The sequence below is a fragment of the Kitasatospora sp. NPDC018058 genome, assembly GCF_044327205.1.
In the GTDB taxonomy this organism is placed as follows: Bacteria; Actinomycetota; Actinomycetes; order Streptomycetales; family Streptomycetaceae; genus Kitasatospora.
Genome location: NZ_JBIRFA010000008.1, coordinates 289,349 through 316,035, shown reverse-complemented (window position 1 = coordinate 316,035; position 26,687 = coordinate 289,349). Strand labels below are relative to the sequence as shown.

26 protein-coding genes are annotated in these 26,687 nt (G+C 72.1%); 10 read left to right on the top strand and 16 right to left on the bottom strand.

What is annotated here, in order from left to right:
- Window positions 1-451: 451 nt before the first annotated feature.
- Window positions 452-1,720, bottom strand: coding sequence for a tyrosine--tRNA ligase (gene tyrS, locus ACH4E7_RS14490; RefSeq protein WP_396249386.1), 1,269 nt, complete (start codon window positions 1,718-1,720; stop codon window positions 452-454).
- Window positions 1,721-2,014: 294 nt separating this feature from the next.
- Between tyrS and ACH4E7_RS14485 the strand changes: the two genes are divergently transcribed.
- A complete protein-coding gene (locus ACH4E7_RS14485; RefSeq protein ID WP_396249367.1) occupies window positions 2,015-2,545 on the top strand; it encodes an HNH endonuclease in 531 nt (176 codons plus the stop codon).
- Window positions 2,546-2,621: 76 nt separating this feature from the next.
- Here ACH4E7_RS14485 and ACH4E7_RS14480 read toward each other — a convergent pair whose 3' ends face one another.
- From ACH4E7_RS14480 to ACH4E7_RS14450, 7 genes are all read right to left on the bottom strand, one after another.
- Complete coding sequence (locus ACH4E7_RS14480; RefSeq protein WP_396249366.1) at window positions 2,622-4,595, bottom strand: PQQ-binding-like beta-propeller repeat protein; 1,974 nt, start codon at window positions 4,593-4,595, stop codon at window positions 2,622-2,624.
- A 106-nt stretch (window positions 4,596-4,701) separates the two neighbouring features.
- Window positions 4,702-5,007 carry a 4a-hydroxytetrahydrobiopterin dehydratase gene (locus ACH4E7_RS14475; RefSeq protein ID WP_396249365.1) on the bottom strand — a complete coding sequence of 102 codons (306 nt, stop codon included), beginning with the start codon at window positions 5,005-5,007 and terminating at the stop codon, window positions 4,702-4,704.
- Window positions 5,008-5,041: 34 nt separating this feature from the next.
- The gene (locus ACH4E7_RS14470; protein WP_355676778.1) at window positions 5,042-5,221 is read right to left on the bottom strand and encodes a DUF1272 domain-containing protein; all 180 of its coding nucleotides are present in this window, start codon (window positions 5,219-5,221) and stop codon (window positions 5,042-5,044) included.
- Between the two features lie 38 nt (window positions 5,222-5,259).
- Window positions 5,260-6,018, bottom strand: coding sequence for a sulfite exporter TauE/SafE family protein (locus ACH4E7_RS14465; protein WP_396249364.1), 759 nt, complete (start codon window positions 6,016-6,018; stop codon window positions 5,260-5,262).
- 197 nt (window positions 6,019-6,215) lie between these two features.
- Window positions 6,216-7,280 (bottom strand): SPFH domain-containing protein, encoded by a 1,065-nt coding sequence (locus tag ACH4E7_RS14460; protein ID WP_396249363.1) that lies wholly within the window; start codon window positions 7,278-7,280, stop codon window positions 6,216-6,218.
- A 10-nt stretch (window positions 7,281-7,290) separates the two neighbouring features.
- The gene (locus ACH4E7_RS14455; protein ID WP_396249362.1) at window positions 7,291-7,713 is read right to left on the bottom strand and encodes an NfeD family protein; all 423 of its coding nucleotides are present in this window, start codon (window positions 7,711-7,713) and stop codon (window positions 7,291-7,293) included.
- A gap of 155 nt (window positions 7,714-7,868) precedes the next feature.
- A complete protein-coding gene (locus tag ACH4E7_RS14450; protein WP_396249361.1) occupies window positions 7,869-8,660 on the bottom strand; it encodes an ABC transporter ATP-binding protein in 792 nt (263 codons plus the stop codon).
- A 150-nt stretch (window positions 8,661-8,810) separates the two neighbouring features.
- Here ACH4E7_RS14450 and ACH4E7_RS14445 point away from each other — a divergent pair, with 150 nt between their 5' ends.
- Complete coding sequence (locus tag ACH4E7_RS14445; protein ID WP_396249360.1) at window positions 8,811-9,614, top strand: hypothetical protein; 804 nt, start codon at window positions 8,811-8,813, stop codon at window positions 9,612-9,614.
- Window positions 9,615-9,670: 56 nt separating this feature from the next.
- Here the strand turns inward: ACH4E7_RS14445 and ACH4E7_RS14440 are convergent, their stop codons facing one another.
- The 3 genes from ACH4E7_RS14440 to ACH4E7_RS14430 form a co-directional block, all read right to left on the bottom strand.
- Complete coding sequence (locus ACH4E7_RS14440; RefSeq protein WP_396249359.1) at window positions 9,671-10,324, bottom strand: response regulator; 654 nt, start codon at window positions 10,322-10,324, stop codon at window positions 9,671-9,673.
- The gene (locus ACH4E7_RS14435) at window positions 10,317-11,414 is read right to left on the bottom strand and encodes a GAF domain-containing sensor histidine kinase (protein ID WP_396249385.1); all 1,098 of its coding nucleotides are present in this window, start codon (window positions 11,412-11,414) and stop codon (window positions 10,317-10,319) included. Before ACH4E7_RS14435 ends, ACH4E7_RS14440 begins: the two co-directional genes overlap by 8 nt.
- A 321-nt stretch (window positions 11,415-11,735) precedes the next feature.
- On the bottom strand, window positions 11,736-14,327 hold the full coding sequence (locus ACH4E7_RS14430; RefSeq protein WP_396249358.1) for an FHA domain-containing protein: 2,592 nt from the start codon (window positions 14,325-14,327) through the stop codon (window positions 11,736-11,738).
- 225 nt (window positions 14,328-14,552) lie between these two features.
- On the opposite strand from ACH4E7_RS14430, the gene serB reads away from it, so the two are divergent.
- On the top strand, window positions 14,553-15,809 hold the full coding sequence (gene serB, locus ACH4E7_RS14425) for a phosphoserine phosphatase SerB (protein WP_396249357.1): 1,257 nt from the start codon (window positions 14,553-14,555) through the stop codon (window positions 15,807-15,809).
- A gap of 66 nt (window positions 15,810-15,875) precedes the next feature.
- On the opposite strand, the gene ACH4E7_RS14420 is transcribed toward serB, so the two are convergent.
- The 3 genes from ACH4E7_RS14420 to ACH4E7_RS14410 all read right to left on the bottom strand — a co-directional run bounded on the left by ACH4E7_RS14420 (window position 15,876) and on the right by ACH4E7_RS14410 (window position 18,040).
- Window positions 15,876-16,403 carry a SixA phosphatase family protein gene (locus ACH4E7_RS14420; RefSeq protein ID WP_396249356.1) on the bottom strand — a complete coding sequence of 176 codons (528 nt, stop codon included), beginning with the start codon at window positions 16,401-16,403 and terminating at the stop codon, window positions 15,876-15,878.
- Between the two features lie 151 nt (window positions 16,404-16,554).
- On the bottom strand, window positions 16,555-16,677 hold the full coding sequence (locus ACH4E7_RS14415; protein WP_355676768.1) for an SGM_5486 family transporter-associated protein: 123 nt from the start codon (window positions 16,675-16,677) through the stop codon (window positions 16,555-16,557).
- A 76-nt stretch (window positions 16,678-16,753) separates the two neighbouring features.
- Window positions 16,754-18,040, bottom strand: coding sequence for a CynX/NimT family MFS transporter (locus ACH4E7_RS14410; RefSeq protein ID WP_396249355.1), 1,287 nt, complete (start codon window positions 18,038-18,040; stop codon window positions 16,754-16,756).
- Window positions 18,041-18,163: 123 nt separating this feature from the next.
- On the opposite strand from ACH4E7_RS14410, the gene ACH4E7_RS14405 reads away from it, so the two are divergent.
- Window positions 18,164-18,838, top strand: a complete 675-nt coding sequence (locus ACH4E7_RS14405) for a FadR/GntR family transcriptional regulator (RefSeq protein ID WP_396249354.1) — start codon at window positions 18,164-18,166, stop codon at window positions 18,836-18,838.
- A 68-nt stretch (window positions 18,839-18,906) separates the two neighbouring features.
- On the opposite strand, the gene fabI is transcribed toward ACH4E7_RS14405, so the two are convergent.
- Both fabI and fabG read right to left on the bottom strand, forming a co-directional pair.
- Window positions 18,907-19,674 carry an enoyl-ACP reductase FabI gene (gene fabI / locus ACH4E7_RS14400; protein WP_396249353.1) on the bottom strand — a complete coding sequence of 256 codons (768 nt, stop codon included), beginning with the start codon at window positions 19,672-19,674 and terminating at the stop codon, window positions 18,907-18,909.
- A 2-nt stretch (window positions 19,675-19,676) separates the two neighbouring features.
- Entirely contained in the window at window positions 19,677-20,396 is a 720-nt protein-coding gene (gene fabG, locus ACH4E7_RS14395; RefSeq protein ID WP_396249352.1) for a 3-oxoacyl-[acyl-carrier-protein] reductase, read from the bottom strand.
- A 315-nt stretch (window positions 20,397-20,711) separates the two neighbouring features.
- On the opposite strand from fabG, the gene ACH4E7_RS14390 reads away from it, so the two are divergent.
- From ACH4E7_RS14390 to ACH4E7_RS14365, 6 genes are all read left to right on the top strand, one after another.
- On the top strand, window positions 20,712-21,857 hold the full coding sequence (locus ACH4E7_RS14390) for an MBL fold metallo-hydrolase (RefSeq protein ID WP_396249351.1): 1,146 nt from the start codon (window positions 20,712-20,714) through the stop codon (window positions 21,855-21,857).
- A gap of 165 nt (window positions 21,858-22,022) precedes the next feature.
- Window positions 22,023-23,615 carry a TldD/PmbA family protein gene (locus ACH4E7_RS14385; protein WP_396249384.1) on the top strand — a complete coding sequence of 531 codons (1,593 nt, stop codon included), beginning with the start codon at window positions 22,023-22,025 and terminating at the stop codon, window positions 23,613-23,615.
- Window positions 23,615-25,030 (top strand): metallopeptidase TldD-related protein, encoded by a 1,416-nt coding sequence (locus tag ACH4E7_RS14380; protein ID WP_396249350.1) that lies wholly within the window; start codon window positions 23,615-23,617, stop codon window positions 25,028-25,030. The genes ACH4E7_RS14385 and ACH4E7_RS14380 overlap by 1 nt, the downstream gene beginning before the upstream one ends.
- Before the next feature lie 32 nt (window positions 25,031-25,062).
- On the top strand, window positions 25,063-25,611 hold the full coding sequence (locus ACH4E7_RS14375; protein WP_396249383.1) for an RNA 2'-phosphotransferase: 549 nt from the start codon (window positions 25,063-25,065) through the stop codon (window positions 25,609-25,611).
- 158 nt (window positions 25,612-25,769) lie between these two features.
- On the top strand, window positions 25,770-26,153 hold the full coding sequence (locus ACH4E7_RS14370) for a DUF3099 domain-containing protein (protein ID WP_396249349.1): 384 nt from the start codon (window positions 25,770-25,772) through the stop codon (window positions 26,151-26,153).
- Window positions 26,154-26,418: 265 nt separating this feature from the next.
- On the top strand, window positions 26,419-26,661 hold the full coding sequence (locus ACH4E7_RS14365; RefSeq protein WP_396249348.1) for a hypothetical protein: 243 nt from the start codon (window positions 26,419-26,421) through the stop codon (window positions 26,659-26,661).
- Window positions 26,662-26,687: the final 26 nt, after the last annotated feature.

Genomic DNA, 26,687 nt, shown 5'->3' with positions numbered 1-26,687 from the left:
TGGCACGCTGTTGAGTTCTCAAGGAACGGACGCTTCCTTCGGACCGCCTTCCAGCGGGCCCTCCGGGCGCTTCGTTCTTTCGTGTTTCCAGTTTATCAGATGTTTTCCGCTCCGTTTACCGGAGTTTCATTCATCTAATTTCCCGAACTGGCCGGGGCCGCTTTCTGCGACGACCACCACTTTAGCTTATTCCGAGCTGTTACTCGAAATTCACACTCACGCCCGGTCGACGAAAACGTCAACGAACCCAACTGAATGGGCATCGAGGTGAGAGTGGGTCTTGCTGAGTGGGGTGGCCGCTCCAGCGACTCGTTCAACACTAGGCCACCTGGAGGGCATCGTCAAACGTCGAGGGCCGGATCTGTCCAGATCCGGCCCTCGGGGCTCAGAGTCGCAGCTCAGAGCGGGTGCGCTTTCAGCCAGTCGATCAACCGGCAGCTCAGGGAACCGGTCAGCCGGCCGAGACCAGCTCCGCCGCCGCCAGGTTTCGCTTGCCGCGCCGCAGCACCAGCCAGCGCCCGTGCAGCAGGTCCGCCTCGGTCGGCACAGCCTCCTCATCCGTCACCTTGACGTTGTTGAGGTAGGCACCGCCCTCCTTGATCGTCCGGCGGGCGGCCGAGCGGCTCGGCGCCAGGCCGACGGCGACCATCAGGTCGACCACCGGCTGGAGTTCGGACACCTCGGCCTTCGGAACCTCGGCCAGGGCTGCGGCCAGGGTCGGGGCCTCCAGGTCGGCCAGGTCGCCCTGCCCGAACAGCGCCTTGGACGCGGCGACCGCGCGCTCGTACTGCTCGGCGCCGTGCACCAGCGTGGTGAGCTCCTCTGCCAGCGCACGCTGGGCGAGGCGGGCGGCAGGGCGCTCGGCGGTCTCGCGCTCCAGCTCCTCGATCTCCTCCTTCGAGCGGAAGCTGAAGATCCGCAGGAAGTTGGAGACGTCCCGGTCGTCCGCGTTCAGCCAGAACTGGTAGAAGGCGTACGGGGTGGTCAGCTCGGGATCGAGCCAGACCGTGCCGGACTCGGTCTTGCCGAACTTGGTGCCGTCGGCCTTGACGATCAGCGGCGTGGCCAGCGCGTGCACGGACTTGCCGTCGGCCTTGCGGATCAGGTCCGTGCCGGCGGTGAGGTTGCCCCACTGGTCGCTGCCGCCGGTCTGCAGGGTGCAGTCGTAGCGGCGGTTCAGCTCCAGGTAGTCCATGCCCTGGAGGATCTGGTAGCTGAACTCGGTGTAGCTGATGCCCGCGTCGGAGTTGAGCCGTCGGGAGACGGCTTCCTTGGCGATCATGTTGTTGACGCGGAAGTACTTGCCCACGTCACGCAGCAGGCTGATGGCCGACATCCCGGAGGTCCAGTCCAGGTTGTTGACCATGCGCGCCGCGTACGGGCCCTCGAAGTCGAGGAAGCGCGCGATCTGACCACGCAGGCGCTCGACCCAGCCGGCCACCGTCTCGGGGTCGTTGAGCACGCGCTCGGCAGTGGGCTTCGGGTCGCCGATCAGACCCGTGGCACCGCCGACCAGGCCGAGCGGGAGGTTCCCCGCCTGCTGGATGCGGCGCATGGTGAGGATCTGCACCAGGTTGCCGAGGTGCAGGCTGGGGGCCGTCGGGTCGAAGCCGCAATAGAACGTGACCGGGCCGTCCGCGAACGCCTTGCGCAGTGCGTCCTCGTCGGTGGACAGGGCGATCAGCCCACGCCACCGCAGCTCGTCGACGATGTCCGTCACGGTCACGCTTCTCCTTCGATCGGGCGTCTGCCCGGTGTGCTGGCCCGGTTCGGTCGGGCCCCGGGTCGATACGACTCCAGCCTGATAGAGCCTACGCGGTCCCGGCCAGCGAGTTTTCGCCGAGGCACCGTGCCGGGCACCCGCCGCTCTCCCCCGGGTGCCTCTCCGATACCGGAAATTCCGTTGTTCGTCGGCTGTGGGCCCATTCAGAGTGGTTCCACCGCCGTGCGGCGGCAGTGACGTGTGTGGAGACGGTCGTGCCGCCGTGGCACGCCCGTGGGAAGGGTGTGCCGAGTGCGCAACACGCTGGTTCTGAACGCGAGCTACGAGCCCCTGACAACGGTGTCGCTCCAGCGCGCCGTCGTCCTGGTGCTCCAGGACAAGGCGGTGGTGGAGCAGGCGCATCCGCTGCGCTCGATCCGGGGGACGGGCGTGGCCGTCCCGGTGCCACGGGTGATCAGACTGCAACGGTACGTACGGGTGCCGTTCCGACAACAGGCACCGTGGTCGAGGCGGGGTGTCCTGGCCCGGGACCAGCACCTGTGCGCGTACTGCGGGCGCCGGGCCACCACGGTGGACCACCTGCACCCCAAGTCGCGCGGTGGCGAGGACAGCTGGATGAACACCGTGGCCGCGTGCGCCGAGGACAACCAGCGAAAGGCCGACCGGACGCCGGAGCAGGCCGGGATGAGACTGCTGCGGCGGCCGTTCGTGCCGACGCCGCAGGCCACCCTGATGCTGGCGCTCGGCCTGCGCGGCTCGGAGGCCGGGGAGCTGGCCGACTGGCTGCCGGACGTACCGGGCCGGCCGGTCCCGGCGGCCTGACCACACGGTCGTGTGCAAGCGCGTCCGCAAGGGCCTCCGCACAAGCCTGACCGCGAAAGCCTGACCGCGAAGGACCTCAGCCCTTCGCCTGGTAGCCCGCCGCCGTGCCGAAGTTGGCCGAGTGCTCGGGTATGACGACCACCTGGTCGCCGCCGATCACGACCCGCCCGGAGACCAGCAGCGAGCCGGTGCCGGGCGGGAAGTTGCCGCCGACCGCCTCCTGGCCGCCCGCCAGCGGGAAGCGGCCGAGGCGGGCGGGCTGGTCGCGGCGCTCGTCGGCGGCCAGCACCAGCGAGCCGCCGTCGATGCCGACCGCCCGGACGGTGCCCTTGGCGGTGGTCTGCGCCTTCCAGCGCTGCTTGCCGGTGTCCAGGTCGTAGCCGACCGCGGACACCGGCCCGCCGCCGTTCGCCGGGACCAGGGTGGCGACCATGGTGCGGCCCTCGAAGAAGACGTTAGGGGTGGCCGAAAACGTCCCGTGGGCGACGTCCAGCCGGCCGCCGTCGGTGACCACCGGGATCTCGGCGGCCGGGTCGCCGCCGGTGCCCCAGGCGAACACCCGGTCGTCCTCGGGCTTGCCGCCGGTGGTCAGCACCACGGCCGGCTCGGCGGAGAGCACCGCGACCGTCTTCGGCTGGTTGTTCAGGCCCCGCCACCAGGAGACCTTGCCGTCCGCCGTGTTCAGCGCCACGGCCTGGTCGGCGGGCGTCGAGTCGGCGCAGGAGGAGGCGACCAGCACGGTCTTGCCGCTGACGCCACCGGACAGCGTGCAGAACTTGCCCTGCCCGGTGTACTGCCAGACGTCCTTGCCGTCGGCGGAGTCCCAGGCGACCGCGCGGTCGTCGCCGACCGCGATCACCTTGTCCTCGGTGACGCCGATGCGGGCGGTGTAGGCGCCCTTGGCGTCCGAGATGTTCTTGGTCCAGGCGGTCTTGCCGGTCTTGGTGTCCACGGCGGCGACCAGCGTGCAGGGGCTCTTCGGATCGGCCTGCGGCCGGAACAGCGCCGCGCCCAGCCCGGCCGGGTTCACGCCCGCCGACAGCCCGCACGGGACGGCACCGGCCGCCGGGGGCTCGACCGACCAGGTCGGCTTGCCCGCCGTCCGGTCGTACGCGTGCACGCCGGAGCCGTCGGCGCGGACCACCGCGTCGGCCAGCAGCCAGCTGCCGACCAGGGTGTCGTCGCCCCCGCCCTGGGTGGCGGCCGCGGGCTGCGCGGACCAGGCCTTGGCGTGCGCCACCGCGAAGCCGGGCTCGCCGCTGCTGGTCGCGGACGCGCTGCCGCCGCCCTCGGCACCGACCGTCAGTGCGGCCGTGATCAGCACCCCGAGCGCGGCCACCCCGGCGCCGGCCCGCACCATCAGGGCGCGCCGACTGGGCACGTGTTCCCCGGTCAGCACGGCGTCGGCGGCCGCCCGGGCCTTGGCCGCGAGCGAGGAGCCGGAATCGGTGCCGGAGCCGGAACCGGTGCCACCACCGCCCCGCCGAGCCGCCCGGGAGGACGCGGCGGACACGGCAGGCACGGCAGGCACGGCAGCCACGGCAGCCACGGCAGCCACGGCAGCGGCGGACCCAGCGGGCTCCGCCGGCTCCTCCTCGGCAGCGGGCTCAGGCTCCTCCGCAGACTCCTCGATGTGCGGATGGCCGTCGGCCGGGTACCCGGTGCCCGCCGGGACGTACAGCGCCTCCTCAGCCGGCTGCTCCACAGCGGCGTACGGCGCGTACGGCTGCTGCCCGTAGTCCGGGTACTGCTGCTGGTACGGCTGGTACTGCTCCTGGCCGCCGTACTGCCCCTGGCCGTAGTCGCCCTGGACGTACCCGCCCTCCACGTACCCGGTCTGGCCGTACCCAGCCTGCTGGTCGTACTGCGGCTGGTCGTACTGCGGCTGGTCGTACTGCGGCGCCTGCGGCCCGTACCCGGCCGCGCCGTCGTAGCCCGCCGACGGCGCCGGCTGCTGCCACTGCCCCTGCGGCTGCTGCGGGTCGTAGTACCCGCCTTGGGGGTACCACTGCTGCTGGGCGTGGGCGTCTCCGAAGGGCTCCTGCGCCATCGTTACGTCCCTCCCAGCCCCGCCTGCCTGCCGATTGCGGCAGTCAGCATCTCACGCCCGTCCAGGTGCCCCACCCGGGCCCTCGGCGCAGCGCAGCGGGCCGGTCTCAGGCCGCCGACTCGGCGCGCAGGGCCTCGTCGATGCGGGCGGCGAGGGTGAAGTCCAGGCCGGTGAGCCCGCCGGCGCTGTGGGTGGACAGGACGAAGCGCAGGGTGCGCCAGCGGATGTCGATGTCCGGGTGGTGGTCGAGTGCCTCGGCCTGCTCGGCGACGGCGACCACCACCCGGATCGCCGCCGGGAAGTCCGGGGCGTCCGCGCCGCGGGCGATGCTGTCGCCTTCCCGCGCCCACTGCGGCAGGGCCGCCAGGGCCGCCGTGATCTCGTCCTCGCTCAGCCGTGCCCTGCTGCTCATCGGTGCGCTCCGGGTGTCGTCGGTCGGGTGCCGGTCAGGCGGCCTTCCGGCGCGGACGGGCCACCAGTTCGCCACCGCAGTTGGGGCAGCCGGCGGCCATGGCCTCGGTGCAGTCCGGGCAGAAGGTGCACTCGTAGGAACATATCGAGGCGGGGCCGTCCGCGGTCAGCGACACCGCGCAGCGCTCGCACGTCTCGCGCATCTCCAGGGCCACGGCGTATTCCTCCGACTTGAGTACGGTCTGACGTTCATTCAGTTCAGCAGTAGCTTGGTCACGGCCGCGAGCCCGACCACCACGATCACCCCTCGCAGCGCGGTCGGCGGAAGCCTGCGGCCGACCTTGGCGCCGAGCAGGCCGCCGACCAACGAGCCCGCCGCGATCAGCCCGGCGGCCGTCCAGTTGACGGTCGAGGTGAACAGGAAGAACAGCGCGGCGACCCCGTTGACGATCATAGCCAGGGCGTTCTTCACCCCGTTGATCCGCTGCAGGTCCTCCTGGAGCAGCATGCCCATCAGCGCCATCAGCAGGACGCCCTGCGCGGCGCCGAAGTAGCCGCCGTAGATGCCGGTGAGGAACACCCCGGCCAGCAGCACCAGGCTGCCGTCCGGGTCGCCGTCGGGGCGGCGGCGGGCGGCGACGGCCTTGGCCACCCGGGGCTGGATCACCACCAGGACGAGGGCGAGCAGGATCAGCGCCGGGACGATCGCGTCGAAGGCCCCGCTCGGCAGCTTGATCAGCAGCAGCGCGCCGACCAGCCCGCCGAGCAGCGAGGCGGTACCCATGCGCAGCAGGCGGCGGCCCTGGCCGACCAGTTCGCGGCGGTAGCCGATCACGCCGCTGAGCGAACCGGGCACCAGACCGAAGGAGTTGGAGACGTTGGCGGTGACCGGCGGGATGCCGACGGCGAGCAGCACCGGGAAGGTGATCAGAGTGCCGGAGCCGACGATCACATTGATCATCCCGGCACCGACGCCGGCCACCAGGACGGCGATCGCCTCCCAGAGCGTCACGGGTCACCTCTCCTCTCGGTCCTGTCCGAGGGGATCATGCCGGACCCCGTGCCGGCCGGACCAGGCCCGCCCGCCATTCGGGACGTACGCCACAGCGCATTCGGGACGTACGGGACAGCGCCACCGCGTGAAGGCGCCGGGAAAACCCGAGGGCCCGCCACCACCAGGCAGCGGGCCCTCCACCGAACACGGTCACATCACTCCGGGTCGTTCTTGCGGTACTCCCGGGCCGGGTCCACCCGGGGACGGGCGGCGCCCTTCTCGACGTCCACCGGCCGCGGCCCGGCCGCCGGGTCGAGCGGCACCTGGGTGGCCGCCGGGGCCGCCTGAGGGACGCTCGGCGCCGCCACCGCGCCGCCGTTGACCCCACCGTTGGCGCCGCCGCCGTTACCGGTCAGGCCGTTGAAGGCGCCGCCCAGGCCCTTGAGCGCGTCGCCGACCTCGCTGGGGATGATCCAGAGCTTGTTGGAGTCGCCCTTGGCCAGCTCGGGCAGGGTCTGCAGGTACTGGTAGGCGAGCAGCTTCTGGTCGGCGTCGCCGTCGTGGATGGCCTCGAAGACCGTCCGGATCGCGGCCGCCTCACCGTCGGCGCGCAGCACCGCGGCCTGGGCCTCACCCTCGGCCTTGAGCACCTCGGCCTGCTTCTCACCCTCGGCCTTGAGGATCTGCGCCTGGCGCTGACCCTCGGCAGTGAGGATCGCGGCGCGCTTGTCACGGTCGGCGCGCATCTGCTTCTCCATCGAGTCCTGGATGGAGGTCGGCGGCTCGATCGCCTTCAGCTCGACGCGGTTGACCCGGATGCCCCACTTGCCGGTGGCCTCGTCCAGGACGCCGCGCAGACCGGCGTTGATGACCTCGCGGGAGGTCAGCGTGGACTCCAGGTCCATCGAACCGATGATGTTGCGCAGCGTGGTGACGGTCAGCTGCTCGATCGCCTGGATGTAGCTGGCGACCTCGTACGTGGCGGCCCGGGGGTCGGTCACCTGGTAGTAGATGACGGTGTCGATGTTGACGACCAGGTTGTCCTGGGTGATCACCGGCTGCGGCGGGAACGGCACGACCTGCTCGCGCAGGTCGATCCGGTTGCGGACGCGGTCGATGAACGGGACGACGATGTTCAGCCCCGCGTTGAGCGTCCGGGTGTAGCGGCCGAAGCGCTCCACGATCGCGGCGCTGGCCTGCGGGATGACCTGGATCGTCTTGATCAGCGCGATGAAGGCCACCACGACCAGGACGACCAAAACGATAAGGACGGGTTCCACGGACTCTCCCCTAGACGACCAGGGCGGTCGCGCCCTGGATTTCGACGACGTCGACCTTCTGACCCGGCTGGTACACACTGTCCGGATTGAGCGCGCGAGCCGACCAGATCTCGCCGTTGAGCTTGATCCGACCGCCCTCCCCGTCAACGGTTTCCGCGACGACCGCGGTGGCACCCTGGAGCGCCTCGATGCCCATCTTGATCTGCGGGCCCTTCCGCAGCTGCCGGCGGGCGATCGGGCCGACGAAGACCACCAGCCCGACCGAGACCACGACGAAGGTCAGGGTCTCGAGGACCGCTCCCCCGCCCAGCCCGGCCACCCCGGCCGCCGCCAGCGCACCGATCGCGAACAGCGCGAACTCCGGCACCGCGGTGAGCACCAGCGGTATGCCGAGGGCTGCGGCGGCCAGGAGCCACCAGGTCCAGCTGTCCACATGTCCATCCTAGGGAGCGAAGGGCCTTCGAGGCGGACAGTTCCCGCAGGTCGAGGGGCGGAAACCGGTCGCACGTGCGACCGGTTCCGACGGCCTTCCGAGTGATGGGCGGGCGAGGGGTCGGCGAGGGATTCGCTGCGGGGTCGGACGGGGCCTCAGCCCAGCGGCAGGCCCTGGGCCGACCAGCGGTCGCCGTGTCGCTCCAGGGTGAGCGGCAGCCCGAAGCACTTGGAGAGGTTACGGGCGGTCAGCTCGGTGTCGATCGGACCGGCGGTGAGCACCTTGCCCTGGCGGATCATCAGGACGTGGGTGAAGCCGGGGGCGATCTCCTCGACGTGGTGGGTGACCATCGCCATGGCCGGGGCGAACTCGTCCTGGGCGAGCGCGCCGAGCCGGCGGACCAGGTCCTCACGGCCGCCGAGGTCCAGGCCGGCCGCGGGCTCGTCGAGCAGCAGCAGCTCGGGGTCGGTCATCAGGGCGCGGGCGATCAGGGTGCGCTTGCGCTCGCCCTCGGAGAGGGTGCCGAACTTGCGGCCGGTGAGGCTGGCCATGCCCATGCGGTCGAGCAGGGCGAGGGCGCGGCCCTCGTCGGACTGCTCGTAGGTCTCCTGCCAGCTGACCGTCATGCCGTAGGCGGCGGTGAGCACGGTCTGCAGGACGGTCTGCTCGGCCGGCAGCTTGTCGAACATCGCGGCGCCCGCCAGGCCGATCCGGGAGCGCAGTTCGAAGACGTCGATCTCGCCCAGCTTCTCGCCCAGCACCGAGACCTTGCCCGAGGTCGGGAAGAGGTACGAGGAGGCGATCTGCAGCAGGGTGGTCTTGCCGGCGCCGTTCGGGCCCAGGATGACCCAGCGCTCACCCTCGGAGATGGACCACGAGACCTGGTCGACCAGCGCGCGCCCCTCCCGGACCACGGATACGTCCACCAGCTCCAGCACGTCGCTCATGCCTACGCCTTCCCCAATACAAAAAAATCTCGGCCGTCGGTGCGGGCGGCGAGCCTACTCCGGCAGCCGGTGGGCACGGGGTGGGTGCGCCGCACACGCAGGGGCAAACCTACGCCACGCGGATGACCGCCGATTCCGTAGGCTGGCCGGATGCTCGCGACTCCCGCCGACAATCCGTACGAAGAACCCCGTTCGGGGCGCCTGACCGCCTGGGGCAACGCCCTGCTCAGCGGCCTGGTGCCGCCCGACAACGCCGCCGCGGCCGTGCTCGGCGCCGACGAGAGTCACCGGGTGACCGGGCTGCCCGGGGACGAGCCGGGCGAGCAGCACGGGCTGACCTGGGCGCTGGGACGGCTGCGGGTGCTCGGGGTGAAGGGCCTGCGCCTGGCGCTGCCCTCGGCCGGGCACCCGCTGGGGCTGACCGGCCCGGCGGCCTTCAACGAGCGGGCCATGGCGGCCGGCGAGGCGGTGCTCGCGGTGGGGGTGCCGCTCGGCCTGGTGCCGGAGATCACGGTGTACGGCCCGGAGGGGGACCGCTCCGCCACCGTGCTGTGGCGCTGCTCCGAGGTCAACGACGCCGTGCCGGCCGACGTGCCCTCACTGCACGAGGCCGAGCGCGAGCTCGCGGACGGGCTGCGCGAGGCGACCGTCCTGCTCACCCGGCTCGACGTGGCCGGCGCCGGACCGCAGGCGCTGCGCGCCCTGGAGGCCTACCGCCGCCGCGACCACACCGAGCCGCTCGCCCCCGGCTACCCGCCGCGGGCGGTACGGGTCCTGGAGTCGGCCCGGCAGGTGTCCGCGCTGCTGTCGATCGCCTCGGGCGGCCACGGCGCGGCCGTCAGCGCCTCCGAGATGGCGGCCCGCCAGTCCGTCCTGGCGCCGCTGCGGCGCACCGCCCGTCGGGCCCAGGTGGCCGCCTACAACGCCCTGGTGGACGAGCGCGAGGACCGTTAGGGCGGGTCTGACCATTCGCGTCGGATCAGCGCGCGGCGGGAATCACCGGACACGCCTCAGGCGCGCGTCTCACCGTTCCGGACGGCCCAGAGCGCGGCCTGGGTCCGGTCGGAGAGGTCCAGCTTCATCAGGATGTTGGAGACGTGGGTCTTCACCGTCTTCTCCGACAGGTGCAGGCTGCGGGCGATCTCCCGGTTGGAGCGGCCGTCGGCGATGTGGCCGAGCACCTCGCGCTCGCGTTCGGTGAGGGTGCCGCCGCGGCCCTGCGGGGCGCGCGGGCCCTCGTCGGAGAGCAGCGCCTCGGCCAGTTCGGGCTGGAGCAGCACGTGGCCGGCGTGTACGGAACGGATCGCGCCGGCCAGCGCCTCCGGGTCCACGTCCTTGTAGACGTACCCGGCCGCGCCGGCCCGCAGCGCGGGGACCATCGTGCGGTGCTCGGTGAAGCTGGTGACGATCAGGATCCGGGCGCGGCTGCCCTCGTCCTTGAGCGTGCGCAGCGCCTCGATGCCGTCGACACCGGGCATCTTGAGGTCCATCAGGACGACGTCCGGGTCGAGTTCGCGGGCGCGGTCGACGCCCTCGGCCCCGTCGGCGGCCTCCCCGACCACCTCGATGTCGTCCTGGACCTCCAGGAACGTGCGCAGCCCGCGGCGGACCACCTGGTGGTCGTCGACCAGCAGGACGCGGATCGACGGCGTGCTCTCAGGCACCGGGGACCTCCATCTCGACGAGCGTCCCCTTGCCGGGGGCGGATTCCAGGGTCAGCGTGCCGCCCACGGCGGCGGCGCGGTCGCGCATCGACGCCAGGCCGAGGTGCTTGCCGGCCCGGCGGACCGACTCCGGGTCGAAGCCGCGCCCGTCGTCCCGGACCTGCAGGACGGCGCCCCGCGAGGGCGTCCCGAGCAGGGTGACGGTGACGCGGCCGGCGCCGGAGTGGCGCAGCGCGTTGTGCAGCGCCTCCTGGGCGACCCGCAGCAGCGCGGCCTCCTGCGCGGGCGGGAGCGCGCGCACGCCGTCGGCGGCGAAGGCGACGTCGGCGGTGTGGGCCCGGTCGAGGACCTGGACCTGGGAGGCGAGGGTGGCGCTCAGCCCGTCCTCCTCCAAGGCGGCGGGGCGCAGTTCGACCACGACGGCGCGCAGTTCGTCGGCGGCCTCGGCGGCGAGCCGGGCGACCTCGGCGAGTTCGGCCCGGGCGCGGGCCGGGTCGCGGTCGACGAGCTTGGCGGCGGCCTTGGCGGTCAGGCGCAGCGAGAAGAGCTTCTGCGAGACGGCGTCGTGCAGGTCGTGGGCGATCCGGGCGCGCTCGCCGGCCAGGGTGAGTTCGCGGCTGCGTTCGTACAGGCGGGCGTTGGAGAGGGCGAGGGCGGCGTGGGCGGCGAGGATCCGCAGCAGTTCCTCGTCGTGGTCGGTGAACAGGCCGCCGCCGCGCTTGTTGGCGAGGAAGATGACGCCCATCACCCGGGGCTCGTCCTCGGCGGCCTCGCTGTCCAGGACGGGCATGCCGAGGAAGGCGTCCATCTCGGGGTGGGCGGCCGGCCAGCCCTCGAAGGCGGGGGCCCTGCGGACGTCGGCGAGGCGGGTGGGGCCGGTCTCGTGCAGCAGTTCGGCGAGCACGCCGTGCTGGCGGGGCAGCGGGCCGATCGCCCGCCACTGCTCGTCGGTGATGCCGTCGACGACGAACTGGGCGAAGCCGCCGTGGTCGTCCGGCACGCCCAGGGCCGCGTACTCGGCGCCGAGCAGGTCCCGGGCGGAGGCCGTGATCCGGCGCAGCACCTCGCGGACCTCCAGGTGCCGGCTCATCGCGAGCAGCGCCTGGCTGACGGCCTCGATGCCGGCCAGACACGGATCACAGGCCGGCAGCAGGCCGTCGTGCAGACGGCCGACCGGTATCCGGCCATCGGGAAGGGGAGCGGCCGAGGACCGGTGGTCGCTGTACGCGCTGGGCATACCGCCAACCTACCGCCGGGCCGACCGCCCCCGCGTCCGTCCGCGGCCGCGCGGGACGCAGGTCCGCGGACCTAGGCCGATGGGCCCGGAACAGGGCCGATGGGCCCGGAACAAATGAGGGGCGGCTCTCCCCCGTGGGAGAGCCGCCCCTCATCCGAGCAGTGGCCAAGGGCGTCAGCCCTTCTGCATGACCTCCGGCTCGTGCCGACGCTGAAGCCTCGTCACGATGACGCCGATGATGATCGACATCACGACCAGCACGCCCGCATCGATCGACCACTGGGCGACGCTGTGCTTCCACAGCGGGTCGTAGTTCGGGTGCTGGAAGTCCTTGTTCCAGGGGCCCAGGAGGTGCGACAGGTCGAGCGTGGTGGCCACCATGCCGGTGCCCCAGCGGGCGGGCATCAGCCAGCCGACCTGCTCCAGGCCGGGCTTGCCGAAGATCTGGAAGAGGCAGCCGGTGAAGACGACCTGGACGATCGCGAACATGACCAGCAGCGGCATGGTCTTCTCGGCGGTCTTGACCAGCGCGGAGATCATCAGGCCGAACATCATCGCGGCGAAGCTGAGCAGGATCATGCCGCCGGTCATCTCGATGATCGGCAGGTTCTTCACCAGCAGGCCGCCGTGCTCGGGCAGCTTGCGCGGCAGGTAGCCGACGGCGGAGATGATCGCGCCCTGGATCACGCTGAAGAAGCCCAGCACGATGACCTTGGACATCATGTACGCCGAGCGGGAGAGGCCGGTGGCCCGTTCTCGCTCGTAGATCGCCCGTTCCTTGATCAATTCGCGGACTGAGTTGGCCGCACCGGAGAAGCAGGCGCCGATCGCCATGATCATGATGATCGGCCCGGCTCCGGAGTTGAGCCCCGCCGGACTCTTCGGGTTCGGTGCCAGCCCGGGCTCGTTCGGCATCAGCACGCTGACCACGCCGATGACCGCGGGCAGCAGCACCGAAAGCGCCAGGAAGCCGCGGTCCGAGGCGAGCACCGACATGTAGCGGCGCATCAGGGTCCACAGCTGCGAGCCCCAGCTCTGCGGCTTGGGCGGGCGGACGGCCTCCTGGGCGACCTGGACGTGCTGCACCTCGCCCGCGTCGACGGTCGGGGCGGAGTACTGCTGGTAGTGCACCGAACCGCGGTAGCGGCCGGCCCAGTCGTGGTCCGGGTAGTTCTCGAAGGCCTGGAAGACGTCCGCCCAGGTCTCGTACCCGAAGAAGTGCAGCGCCTCGTCCGGCGGGCCGAAGTAGGCCACCGAACCGCCCGGCGCCATCACCAGCAGCCGGTCGCAGAGCGCCAGTTCGGCCACCGAGTGGGTGACGACCAGGATCGTGCGGCCGTCGTCGGCCAGACCGCGCAGCATCTGCATGACCTCGCGGTCCATGCCCGGGTCGAGGCCGGAGGTGGGCTCGTCCAGGAAGATCAGCGAGGGCTTGGTGAGCAGCTCCAGGGCGACCGAGACGCGCTTCTGCTGACCACCGGAGAGCGCGGTGATCTTGTTGTCGGCGCGCTTGTCCAGGCGCAGCTCGTACAGCACCTCGTCGATCCGGGCGTCGCGCTCCTTCGCCTCGGTGTCACCGGGGAAGCGCAGCCGGGCCGCGTACTTGAGGCCCTTTCGAACGGTGAGCTCGCGGTGCAGGATCTCCGACTGCGGCACCAGGCCGATGCGGGAGCGCAGTTCGGCGAACTGCTTGTAGAGGTTGCGGCCGTCGTACAGCACCTCGCCGCGGTCGGCCGGGCGGTAGCCGGTGAGGGCGCGCAGCAGGGTCGACTTGCCGGAGCCGGACGGGCCGATGACCGCGACCAGGGACTTCTCCGGGAGGCCGAAGCTGACGTCGTTGAGCAGGACCTTCTTGCCGCCCTTGTGCTCGACCTCGACGGTCAGATGGCGGGCGGAGAAGGAGACCGCGCCGGTGTCGACGAACTCCTGCAGCTGGTCGCCGACCAGGACGAAACCGGAGTGGCCGACGGTCAGCCGGTCCTGCGGGCCCATCAGCTGACGCTGCACCCGCTGGCCGTTGAGGAAGATGCCGTTGTGGCTGCCGAGGTCGATGATCTCGTAGCGGCCGTCCGGCAGCTGGCGCAGCTCGGCGTGGTGACGGGAGACCTGGAGGTCGGACACCACGACGTCGTTGTCCAGCGCACGGCCGATCCTGACGGTGCGCATGGCGGCCGTCAGGTTGCGGATCATCGTGGGCTGCGGGGCGCCACCGCCGTGCTGCGGCGGGGCCTGGAAGCCCTGCTGCTGCGGGAAGCCGTCGTGCTGCGGCGGCTGGGGCTGCGGCGTGTACTGCGGCGCCTGCTGCTGCGGCACGAACGGCTGCGGCGGCTGCTGCTGGCCCGGCCAGGCCTGCTGCTGGTACGGGTCCTGCCCCGGCCAGGCCTGCTGCGGCCCGGGCTGGTGGGGCGTCGGGACGGGGCCGCGGGCGGTGGCGGCGTCGTGCACCGGGGACGGCTGCGGGGCGGCCGCGACCACGGGTGCCGAGAAGGCGAGGCGGGGACCGTTCTCCGGGTTGCCCAGGTTGACCACGGCACCGGGGAACAGCGGGGCCTGCATGGTGCGGGCTCCGGCCACGTACGTTCCGTTGGTGCTGCCGTGGTCGTCCAGCAGCCAACCGCTACCGTTGAAGCTCATGGTCCCGTGCTGCCAGGAGACCCTGGCGTCGTCGAACGTGAAGTCCGACTGCGGGTTGCGCCCGATGGTGTAGGACCGCCCGGGCTCCAGAGTCCGCTGCTGTCCGTTGATCTCAATGACGAGTTGCGGCACTGCGCGCCTGCCCCGCTCTCTCGGTTCCCCCGAATTGTGGCCCCCGGCCGGGGGTGCTCTGTTCCTCTGACTGACGGGGGGAATCATTCCAGCCCGCCGACCGCCGATGAAAGTCACCCCGGGTGACTGTGACCAGGCTGCTACCGGAGCCCGGGCGCACCCGTGTCCCGCGAGGTGGGACGGGTACCCGCCCCTCAAGGGCCGACGGGTAGCGTGGGACTCACCATGAACGCATCGCCCTTGGCCGCTGAGCCCCTCCCCGCCGCCCAGCCCCGGACCGCGGACGAGCGCACCCTGCTCGTCAAGGTGTTCGGCAAGGACCGCCCCGGCATCACCGCCGGCCTCTTCGCCACCCTGGCCGGCTTCGGCGTCGACGTGATCGACATCGAGCAGGTCGTCACCCGTGGCCGCATCACGCTGTGCGCCCTGGTCACCCCGCCCCACGCGCCCGGCGCCGAGGGCGGCCTGCGGGCCACCGTGCACCGCTGGGCGGACGAGCAGAAGCTGCAGGCCGAGATCCTCTCCGGAATCGGCGACAACCGGCCGCGCCGCGAGGGCCGTTCGCACGTGACGGTGCTCGGCAACCCGCTGACCGCCTCCGCCGTCTCCGCGCTGACCTCCCGGATCACCGCGGCCGGCGGCAACATCGACCGTGTCTTCCGACTCGCCAAGTACCCGGTGACCGCGGTCGAACTGGCCGTCTCCGGTGTCGCCACCGAGGAGCTGCGGGCCGAGCTGGCCCAGGAGGCGGCCACCCAGCGGGTGGACGTCGCGGTGGTGGCGGCCGGACTGGAGCGCCGCGCCAAGCGCCTGGTGGTGATGGACGTGGACTCCACGCTCATCCAGGACGAGGTGATCGAGCTGTTCGCCGCCCACGCGGGCTGTGAGGAGCAGGTCGCCGAGGTGACGGCGGCGGCGATGCGCGGCGAGCTGGACTTCGCCGAGTCGCTGCGCGCCCGGGTGGCGCTGCTGGCGGGGCTGGACGCCTCGGTGACCGACAAGGTCCGCGAGGAGGTCCGGCTCACCCCGGGCGCACGCACCCTGATCCGTACCCTGCAGCGGCTGGGCTTCCAGGTCGCGGTGGTCTCCGGCGGGTTCACGCAGGTCACCGACCACCTGGTGGAGCTGCTGGGGCTGGACTTCGCGGCCGCCAACACCCTGGAGGTGGTGGACGGGAAGTTCACCGGCCGGGTGGTCGGCGAGATCGTGGACCGGGCCGGCAAGGCCCGCTGGCTGGCCCGCTTCGCCGAGCAGGCGAAGGTGCCGCTGGAGCAGACGGTGGCGATCGGCGACGGCGCCAACGACCTGGACATGCTGAACGCGGCCGGGCTCGGGGTGGCCTTCAACGCCAAGCCGGTGGTGCGCGAGGCCGCCGACACCGCGGTGAACGTGCCGTTCCTGGACACCGTGCTCTACCTGCTGGGCATCACCCGTGAGGAGGTCGAGGCCGCCGACGTGCACGACGGCACCCCGACCGAGTGAGGCCTGCGGACGTGAGCGAGGGGCGTGCGGATCCGATCCGCACGCCCCTCGCCGACGTTCCGGCCGTCAGTCCTGCGGCGTGTGGTACGAGACCAGCTCGGCCATGCCCGGCTCGACGCCCTTCCAGGAGCCGGAGAAGCTGAGCACCGCGACCGCCGCCGTCGGGAAGCCGCCCAGCCGCAGCCGGTCCAGCGCGTCGGGGTCGCCCGCGTCCCCGGCCAGCACCTGGGTCAGGCCCAGCACCCCGGGGTTGTGGCCGACCAGCACCACGTCCACGTACTCCTCCGGGGTCTCATGGAGGACGGCGATGATCTCGCCCGGGCTCGCCTCGTAGATCCGCTCCTCGTACACGGTCTTGCGCGTCCGCTTGGGCAGTTCGTGTGCCGCCAGCTTCCACGTCTCGCGGGTGCGCAGGGCGGTGGAGCAGAGCACGAAGTCGGGGTTGATCCCGGAGTCGGCCATCCAGCGGCCGGCGTCCGGGGCCTGGTGGCGGCCCCGGTCGGCCAGCGGCCGCTCATGGTCGTCCACGCCGTTCGGCCAGTCGGCCTTGGCGTGGCGGAGAACGATGATCCTGCGGGGCGTGTCGGCGCTCATACCCAGCAAGCTTGGCAGAAAAGCCGCCCGGGGGCGCGGCGCTCCCGCTCGCCGCCACTCCCCGGGGTGGCGGGTGCCGTCGTGCCCCGTCCACCCGGCCGCCGTCTCGGAATGAACGGGCACCGGGGTACGGCGGCGGTACGGGCGGTGGTCAGCCGATCTGGGCGGCGACGGTGGCGATGATCGCCACCAGCACCACGATGGCACCGAAGGCGAGGGCGATACGGCCGAGCTGCTTGCGGCCGTCGGTGGGGTTCGGGTCGAGAACGGGCATGTCCGGAATTCTCCCACCCCGAACACGCCCGTCGGTCCCCGGCCCTCCCGCCTTGGGCGAGCCTTGACCTTCCCCGTCAGGCCTTGACCTTCTCGGCCGGGTGGACCGCCTCGTCCTCGATGTGCCGGGCCCGCGCGGCACGCAGGCCGAACAGCATCTGCGGCACCAGCAGCAGCGCCAGGAAGCCCAGCGGCCAGTACCACTCGCCGGTGACCTGGTAGATCCGGCCGATCAGGATCGGTCCCGGGATGGAGATCAGGTAGCCGACGCCCTGGGCGAAGGCGGACAGCTGGGCCACCCCGCCCGCGGTCCGGGCGCGCAGCCCGATCATGGTCAGCACCAGCGGGAAGGCGCAGTTGGACAGGCCCACCAGGACGGACCAGACCCACGGCGCCCCGGCCGGGGCGAGCGCCAGACCGGCGTACCCGGCGATGCCGCAGGAGGCCAGCACCACCACGAACAGCCGCTGGTCGCCGCGCCGGGCGGCCAGGTTGGGCAGCACGAAGGAGACCGGCACGCCGATCACCATGGTGACCGCGAGCAGCACCCCGGAGGTGCCCTTGTCGATGCCGGAGTCCTGGAAGATCTTCGGCAGCCAGCCCATCACCACGTACGCGCCGGTGGCCTGGAGCCCGAAGAAGCAGGCCAACGCCCAGGCCGTACGGCTGCGGGTGATCGGCAGCCTGGCGGGGGCCGCGGCGCCGTCGGCGCGCTCGCCGCGCTCGCGCTTGGCGATCAGCACCGGCAGCCAGAGCACCAGGGCGAGCGCGCCCAGCGCGGCCCAGACGCCCAGGCCGTAGCGCCAGTCGCCGCCGAGCGCACTGGTCAGCGGCACGGTGACGGCTGCGGCCAGCGCGGTGCCGGCGGACAGCGCCATGGAGTACAGGCCGATCATCGGACCGACCTTCTCCGGGAAGTACCGCTTGATCACCACCGGCAGCAGCACGTTGGAGACCGCCACACCGGCCAGGGCGAGCGCGGTCAGCAGCAGGAACACCGCGGTGCCGCCGGCGAAGGAGCGGGCCAGCACGCCCGCGGTGATCGCACCCATCCCGGCCGTGACCACCGCGATCGGGCCGATCCGGCGGGCCGCCGCGGGCGCGGCGAAGCCGAACAGCGCGAAGCACAGCGAGGGGACGGCGGTGAGCAGTCCGGCGAGCGTCGGGTTCATCCCGAGATCGCCGCGGACCTGGTCGAGCAGCGGCCCGAGGCTGGTGACCACGGGGCGCAGGTTGAAGGCGGCGGCGGCGATCGCGACGGCGAACAGCAAGCCGAGGTACTCGGCGGAGCCGGAGGGCCGCTCGGTCTGCGGCCGGGCCTCGGTTCGTGGGGAGGCGGCGGTGGTGTCTGCTGCGGGAGGCATAGGCGCCATCATAGAATGATGGGATGAATTGATGCACCTTGGAATTGGCATGATGTGCCGACCGTTCATCAACCGGCCACTTCCCCCAGGGCCCCACCCACCCCGTAGCCGCAAGGAGTCCCCGTGGCGCTGTCATCGCCGAGGCGCACGCCGCTGTCCGACCAGGTGATCGCGCAGCTGCGCGCCCAGATCACCTCCGGGGAGTGGCCCGTCGGCTCGCGCATCCCCACCGAGGCCGCGCTGGTCGAACAGCTCGGGGTGGCCCGCAACACCGTCCGCGAGGCCGTCCGCGCCCTCGCCCACAACGGGCTGCTCGACATCCGGCAGGGCTCCGGCACCTACGTGCTCGCCACCAGCGAGCTGGCCGGGGTGATGCACCGCCGCTTCGCCGACGCCGACCAGGCCCAGGTCGCCGAGCTGCGGACGGCGCTGGAGACCTCCGCGGCGGGCCTGGCCGCGCTCCGCCGCACCGCGCGCGACCTGGAGCTGCTGGACGCCGCGCTCGGCCGCCGTGAGGCCGCCTGGCACTCCGGCGGCGCCGAGGACTTCGTCCAGGCCGACGCCGCCTTCCACCAGGCCGTGGTCGCCGCCGCCCACAACGACGTGCTGCTCGCCGTCTACGCCGACCTCGGCGAGGTCACCCGCGCACACCTGCGCAACGACGTCGGCCCCGAGCTGATCGCCGAGCGCTACATCGGCCACGACACCATCCTGGACGCCATCCGGGCCGGCGACGCCCCGCGCGCCTCGATCGAGGCCGGCCGCGCGATCGGCGCGTGCGGGCCCACCGAGGCCTAGGACCTGCAGAAACGCCGCTGCCCGGCACCCCCGCGGAGGGGGTACCGGGCAGCGGCGGTTTCAGCGGATCAGGCGCCGATGGCGTGCACACCGCCGTCGACGTGGATGATCTCGCCGGTGGTCTTCGGGAACCAGTCCGACAGCAGCGCGACGACGGCGCGGCCGGTCGGCTCCGGGTCGCTCATGTCCCACTTCAGCGGGGAGCGGTGGTTCCAGGTGTCGGCCAGGTCGCCGAAGCCCGGGATGGACTTGGCGGCCATCGAGCCGAGCGGACCGGCCGAGACCAGGTTGCAGCGGATGTCCCGCGGGCCCAGGTAGCGCGCCAGGTAGCGGCTGGTCGACTCCAGGGCGGCCTTGGCCGGGCCCATCCAGTCGTACTGCGGCCAGGCGAACTGGGCGTCGAAGGTCAGGCCGACCACCGAGCCGCCGTCCTGCATCAGCGGCAGCAGCGCCATGGTCAGCGACTTCAGCGAGTACGCCGAGACGTGCATCGCGGTGGCCACGGACTCCCACGGGGTGTCCAGGAAGTTGCCGCCCAGCGCGTCCTGCGGCGCGAAGCCGATCGAGTGGACGATGCCGTCCAGGGTCGGCAGGGTCTCGCGGACCTGGTCCGCGATGCCCGCCAGGTCCTCCGGGCTGGAGACGTCCAGCGACAGCACCTTGACCGGCTTCGGCAGCTTCTTGGCGATCCGCTCGGTCAGGCTCGGGCGCGGGAAGGCGGTGAGGATGATCTCCGCGCCCTGCTCCTGCGCGAGCTTGGCGGTGTGGAATGCGATGGAGGACTCCATCAGCACGCCGGTGACCAGGATCCGCTTGCCTTCGAGGATTCCACTCATGATCAGTGACCCATGCCCAATCCGCCGTCGACGGGAATGACGGCTCCGGTGATGTACGCGGCCTCGTCCGACCCGAGGAACCGCACGGTGGAGGCGACCTCGGCGGGCGCCGCGTAGCGGCCCAGCGGCACGCCGGAGACGATCTCCTTACGGCGCTCGTCGCTGAGCACCGCGGTCATGTCGGTGTCCACGAAGCCGGGGGCCACCACGTTGACGGTGATGTTGCGCGGGCCGAGCTCGCGCGCCAGCGACCGGGCGAAACCGACCAGGCCGGCCTTGGAGGCGGCGTAGTTGGCCTGGCCCGGCGAGCCGGACAGGCCCACCACGGAGGAGATCAGCACCACGCGGCCCTTCTTGGCGCGCATCATCAGCTTCGACGCGCGCTTGACCACCCGGAAGGCGCCGGTCAGGTTGGTGTCCAGGACGGACGTGAAGTCCTCCTCGGACATCCGCAGCAGCAGGGTGTCGTTGGTGATGCCCGCGTTGGCGACCAGCACCTCGACCGCGCCGTGCTTCTGCTCGATCTCGGTGAAGGCGGCGTCGACCTGGGCGGCGTCCGTGATGTCGCAGCGCACCGCGAGGACGTCGTACTTCGCCAGGGCCTCGGGCACCTCACCCGAGCGGCTGGTGATGGCCACCTTGTCGCCCGCTTCGGCGAAGGCCTGGGCGATCGCGAGGCCGATGCCCCGGTTTCCTCCGGTGACGAGAACCGAGCGGCTCAACGATCCACCTCTCTCCGTGTGTGAGCACGTACGTCGGATTGCGTACGCAGTGTGACGCTATCGGGCGGTCGGCGGAGCGGGCGCATCGGGCTCCCACAGCGCCGCACCGGAGGAACTGTCGCAATCCGACAATCCGTACCCGCAGCGTCCGGTGCCCGTCGTCGGGTCCCCGCAGGCCGGAGCGCCCGCCGCGATCGGGGTGACCGCGCGGGAACAACACGGACCGACGCACCCGTTGCCCCCTCGGTGTCGGCCGACCCGGGATTGGCCGTACCCTTCCCCGAACAGTCCCGGCGAGGAACGAAGGCAGGGCGCATGACCAAGGCACGGCCCGGGAGCACCCACCGACGCGGACGACTGCTCGCCCTGACCGCCCTGGCGGCGGGCCTGGGCGCGGCCGCCTGGTCGCTGCGCGACCTGCCCGCGGCGTTCGGGCGCCGCCCGGACGGCGAGCGCGAGGAGCGGGTTCGCAACTCCCCGCAGTACCGCGACGGTGTCTTCCACAACGCGCCCTCGACCCTCGCCCGCGCCGCCGACGCCCCCGGTGTCGACCCTGCGACCGTCCGCCGGATGCTGTTCGACCGGGCCGGCCGCGTCCCCGCCCACCCGGTGCCCACCGTCCGCCCCGCAGCCGCGACCGGCCCGGCCGCCGAGGGCGTGGAGATCACCTGGTACGGGCACGCCTCCGCGCTGGTGGAGATCGAGGGCTCCCGCGTCCTGCTCGACCCGATCTGGAGCGACCGCTGCTCCCCCGCCGCGCACGTCGGCCCCAAGCGGCTGCACCCGGTGCCGGTCGAGCTGGAGGAGCTGCCGCCGGTCGACGTCGTGCTGATCTCGCACGACCACTACGACCACCTCGACATGGCGACCGTCAAGCGCCTGGTGCGCAGCCAGTCCGCGCCCTTCGCGGTGCCGCTCGGCATCGGCGGCCACCTGCGCCGCTGGGGCGTGCCGGAGCACCGGATCATCGAGCTGGACTGGGACGAGACCTGCACCCTGGGCGAGCTGGTGCTCACCCTCACCTCCGCGCACCACTTCTCCGGCCGCGGCCTCACCCGCAACACCACCCTGTGGGGCTCCTGGGTGATCGCCGGCCCCACCCGCAAGGTGTTCTACACCGGCGACTCCGGTTACTTCGAGGGCTACGGCCGGATCGGCGAGCAGCACGGCCCCTTCGACGCCGCCCTGGTGCAGATCGGCGCCTACGACGCGGCCTGGGCCGACATCCACATGACCCCCGAGGACGCCGTCCTCGCCCACCGCGACCTCAGGGCCGGGCTGCTGGTGCCGGTCCACTGGTGCACCTTCAACCTGGGCCTGCACCCGTGGGCCGAGCCGGTCGAGCGGCTGCTCAAGGAGGCCAAGGCCCAGGCCGTCCCGCTGGCCGTGCCGCGCCCCGGCGAGCGGGTCGACGTGGACAACCCGCCGGAGCTGGACGGCTGGTGGGACTCCGTCTCCTGACGGTCCGCCCCGGCGGCGAGCGAAGAACGCCGCCGGCCGAAACCTCGGCGCACCGGGCGAAATGCGCTGGCCGGAAACCCTGTGGACGGGAAATGATGCGGTGCGGGCGTCCCTGTGGGCACCCGCACCGTCACCCTCCGCGACCTGGGAGCCCGATTGCCTCCGATCCCTCCGGCCGACAGCGCAGGCACCCCGCACGGACGCGCCGTCGACCCGCTGTTCCTCGCCCTCCCGCTGCGCACCCTCGCCGACGCCGCCCTCACCCGGGCCCGTGAGCTCGGCGCGAGCCACGCCGACTTCCGGCTGGAGCGGGTCCGCAGCGCCTCCTGGCGGCTGCGCGACGCCCGTCCGGCGGGCACCTCCGACAGCGTGCAGCTGGGCTTCGCCGTCCGCGTCCTGCTGGACGGCTCGTGGGGCTTCGCCGCGGGGGTGGACCTGACTGCCGAGGCCGCTGCGGAGGTCGCCGCCCGGGCCGTCGCGGTGGCCCGGCTCTCCAGCGGGATCAGCCGGGCGGCCGGCTCCACCGAGCGGGTCGAGCTGGCCGACGAGCCCGTCCACCGGGACGTCACCTGGGTCTCCGCGTACGAGGTCAACCCCTTCGAGGTGTCGGACGCGGAGAAGACCGCCCTGCTCGCCGAACGCAGCTCCCGACTGCTGGCCGCCCAGGGCGTCTCGCACGTCCGGGCGGCCCTGCTGACCGTCCAGGAGAACAAGTTCTACGCGGACACCGCGGGCACCATGACGACCCAGCAGCGGATCCGGCTCTACTCCGACCTGGAGGCCACCTCGGTCGACGAGCGCACCGGCGCCTTCGACTCGATGCGCACCCTGGCCCCGCCGGTCGGCCTCGGCTACGAATTCCTCACGGGGGTCCGGGGGTCGTCCCCCGATGGGCGGAGCCTGACCGGCGGCGCGTGGGACTGGGACGCGGAGATCGCCGAACTGCCCGTCCTGCTGGCCGAGAAGATGAAGGCCCCGAGCGTCGAGGCGGGCCGCTACGACCTGGTCATCGACCCGTCCAACCTCTGGCTGACCATCCACGAGTCGATCGGCCACGCCACCGAGCTGGACCGCGCGCTCGGCTACGAGGCCGCCTACGCCGGCACCTCCTTCGCCACCTTCGACCAGCTCGGCACCCTCAAGTACGGCTCCGAGCTGATGCACGTCACCGGCGACCGCACCGCCGAGCACGGCCTGTCCACCATCGGCTACGACGACGAGGGCGTGGCCACCCAGTCCTGGGACCTGATCAAGGACGGGGTCCTGGTCGGCTACCAACTCGACCGCAGCATGGCCAAGTTGAAGGGCTTCGAGCGCTCCAACGGCTGCGCCTTCGCGGACTCCCCGGCGCACGTCCCGGTGCAGCGGATGGCCAACGTCTCGCTCCGGCCCGCCGCCGACGGTCCGGACACCGAGGCCCTGTTCGCCGGGGTGGAGAACGGCCTGTACATCGTCGGCGATCGTTCGTGGTCGATCGACATGCAGAGGTACAACTTCCAGTTCACGGGGCAACGCGCCTACGCCATCAAGAACGGCGAACTCGCCGGCCAGGTCAAGGACTTCGCCTACCAGGCCACCACCACCGACTTCTGGGGCTCGATGGCGGCGGTCGGCGGCCCGCAGACCTACGTGCTCGGCGGTGCCTTCAACTGCGGCAAGGCGCAGCCCGGCCAGATCGCGGCGGTCAGCCACGGCTGCCCGTCGGCGCTGTTCCGCAACGTCAACGTGCTCAACACCCAGCAGGAGGCGGGTCACTGATGACCGCGACGCAGCCCCACGAACTCATCGAGCTGGCACTCGCTCTCTCCCGCGCCGACGGCTGCGTGGTGATCGCCGACGAGGAGTCCACCGCCAACCTGCGCTGGGCCGCCCCTGGAAACAAACCCGGAGGCGCGCTGACCACCAACGGGGTCACCCGCAGCCGCAGCCTCACCGTGATCGCCACCGTGGCCGGCGCCGAGGGCACCGCCTCCGGCGTGGTCTCCCGCGAGGCCGTCACCGCCGAGGACGTCGAGGACCTGGTCCGGGCCGCCGAGGCGGCCGCCCGCGCGGCCGGCCCGGCCGAGGACGCCCAGCCGCTGGTCGCCGACCAGCCGCCTTCCCCGCACTTCACCCAGCCGCCCGCGGAGACCTCGATCGAGGTGTTCGACGCCTTCGGCCCGGCCCTCGGCGAGGCCTTCGCCCGCGCCGCCGCGCAGGGCGAGCTGCTGTACGGCTTCGCCCGGCACGAGATCACCACCAGCTACCTGGGCAGCTCCACCGGCCTGCGGCTGCGCCACGACCAGGCCACCGGCACGGTCGAGATCAACGCCAAGACCGCCGACCTGTCCGGCTCCGCCTGGGTCGGCGCCGCCACCCAGGACTTCGAGGACATCGACGTGGAGGCCCTGCACACCGAGCTGACCAAGCGCCTCGGCTGGGGCGCCCGCAAGATCGACCTGCCGGCCGGGCGGTACGAGACTCTGCTGCCGCCCTCGGCCGTGGCCGACCTGATGGTCTACCTCAGCTGGTCCTCCGGCGGCCGCGACGCCCACGAGGGCCGCACCGTCTTCTCCAAGCCCGGCGGCGGCACCCGGATCGGCGACAAGCTCGCCGGCCTGCCGCTGACGCTGCGCTCCGACCCGCACGAGGAGGGCCTGGAAGCCGTCCCGTTCGTGCTGGCGCACCGCAGCGCCGGCGACGTCTCGGTCTTCGACAACGGCGAGCCGATCACCGCCACCGAGTGGATCCGCGAGGGCGTGCTGGCCGAGCTGATCACCAGCCGCCACGCAGCCGGCCTCACCGGCCTGCCGCTGCGCCCGGCGATCGACAACCTGGTGCTGGAGACGGCCGGCCAGGAGTCCGCGCCGACCCTGGACGAGATGATCGCCCGCACCGAGCGCGGCCTGCTGCTCACCTGCCTCTGGTACATCCGTGAGGTGGACCCGGCGACACTGCTGCTCACCGGCCTCACCCGGGACGGCGTGTACCTGGTGGAGAACGGCGAGGTGGTCGGCGCGGTCAACAACTTCCGGTTCAACGAGTCCCCGGTCGACCTGCTCGGCCGGATCACCGAGGTGGGCCGCACGGTCCACTGCCTGCCCCGCGAGTGGAACGACTGGTTCACCCGCACCGCGATGCCACCCGTGCGTGTCGCGGACTTCAACATGAGTTCGGTCAGCCAGGCCTCATAGCCACTGACCAACGGGGGGATACGAGAGACATGATGGACGAGAAGCGGCTGGTCAGGACGAGCAAGATGCTGTCGCGCATCCTGCGGCACGAGCCGGGGCTGGTGGGGGTCACGCTGGACGGGTCCGGCTGGGTGCGGGTCGACGCCCTGCTCGCCGCCCTCGCGGCGAGGGGCAGACCGGTCACCCGGGCCGAGTTGGACCACGTCGTGGCCGCCAACAACAAGCGCCGGTTCGGCTACTCGCCGGACGGTCTCTCGATCCGCGCCAACCAGGGCCACACGGTGGCGGTCGACCTCGGTCTGACCGCCACCGAGCCGCCCCACGTGCTGTACCACGGCACCGCCGACCGCCACCTGGCGTCGATCTTCCGCGAGGGCCTGCGCCCGATGGCCCGCCAGGACGTGCACCTGTCGGCGGACACCGAGACCGCGACCCGGGTCGGCGCCCGGCACGGCCGCCCGGTGGTGCTGACCGTGAACGCGGCCGCGATGGCGGCGGCCGGCCACGAGTTCCGGCTCAGCGAGAACGGCGTCTGGCTCACCGACGCCGTCCCCCCGCAGTACCTCTCCCGCCGCTCCTAGACCCCACCTGTAGACCCACCTGCGGCCGGACGGCTCCCCTATCACGCCCGACCGGGTGGGCCCCGCCCACCCGGTCTCGTCGTGCCCGGCGCCCGGGCGTACCGTGAGGAGGCCGCGCGGCACGGCGCGCGGGTGCGTGGACGAGGGCGGTAGGACACATGGGCAAGAGCGCCGACGGCGGGCACGTCTACCGGATCACGGGGGCTCGCAGCAGCCTCAGCGAGGACGTCCGGGGGCGTCAGCGCCGTTACGTCATCTCGATGCTGATCCGCACGCTCTGCGTGCTGCTCGCGGTGGTGCTGTGGGACGTCCAGCGGTGGCTGGCCCTCGCCGCGCTGGCGGGCGGCGTGCTGCTGCCGTACTTCGCGGTGCTGATCGCCAACGCGGGCCGGGAGCGGGCGCCGGGTCTGCCGAGCGCCTTCGACATCCCGCACGACACCCCGCTGATGCTCGGCCCCGGTGGTACGGGTGGGGCTGGTGCGTCGACTGGTACAGGACATGCAAAGACCCCCGGCAGCGAAACTTCACAGGACGCGAACTGACCGCCCGATTCGTGGGGGTTGAGCCGGAATCGGCTCGGTGAAAGCTCAAAAGAAGCTCAGATTAATCATGCAAGACCTCCCCATCCGGGGGTCTCGGCGTGACATACTGCGTACGCGCTCCGCATCCCCCGTCGGAGCGACAGACCGACGCCGGGCGGCTCCCCCCGTGGCTGCCCGGCGTCGCCATGCCCGGATCCGGACGGGCCGAGGCCACGTGAAAGACTGACGGCGACGATCGACCCGCCGAGCACCGAGGACGACCCCGATGGACACGCCGCAGACGCCGATCTGCTCCGCCAAGGGCTGCCGGGCGGACGCTCACTGGGTGCTGGTGTGGAACAACCCCAAGCTGCACACCCCGGACCGCCGCAAGACCTGGCTGGCCTGCGAGGAGCACCGCGAGCACCTGTCCCAGTTCCTGGGCGTGCGCGGCTTCCTCAAGGAGGTCGTCGCCTTCGCCGACTACCCCAAGACCCCTGAGGGGCCCGGGACCGAGCAGCCGGGTTAGAGCGTGTCCGACGATTCGCGCCCGGC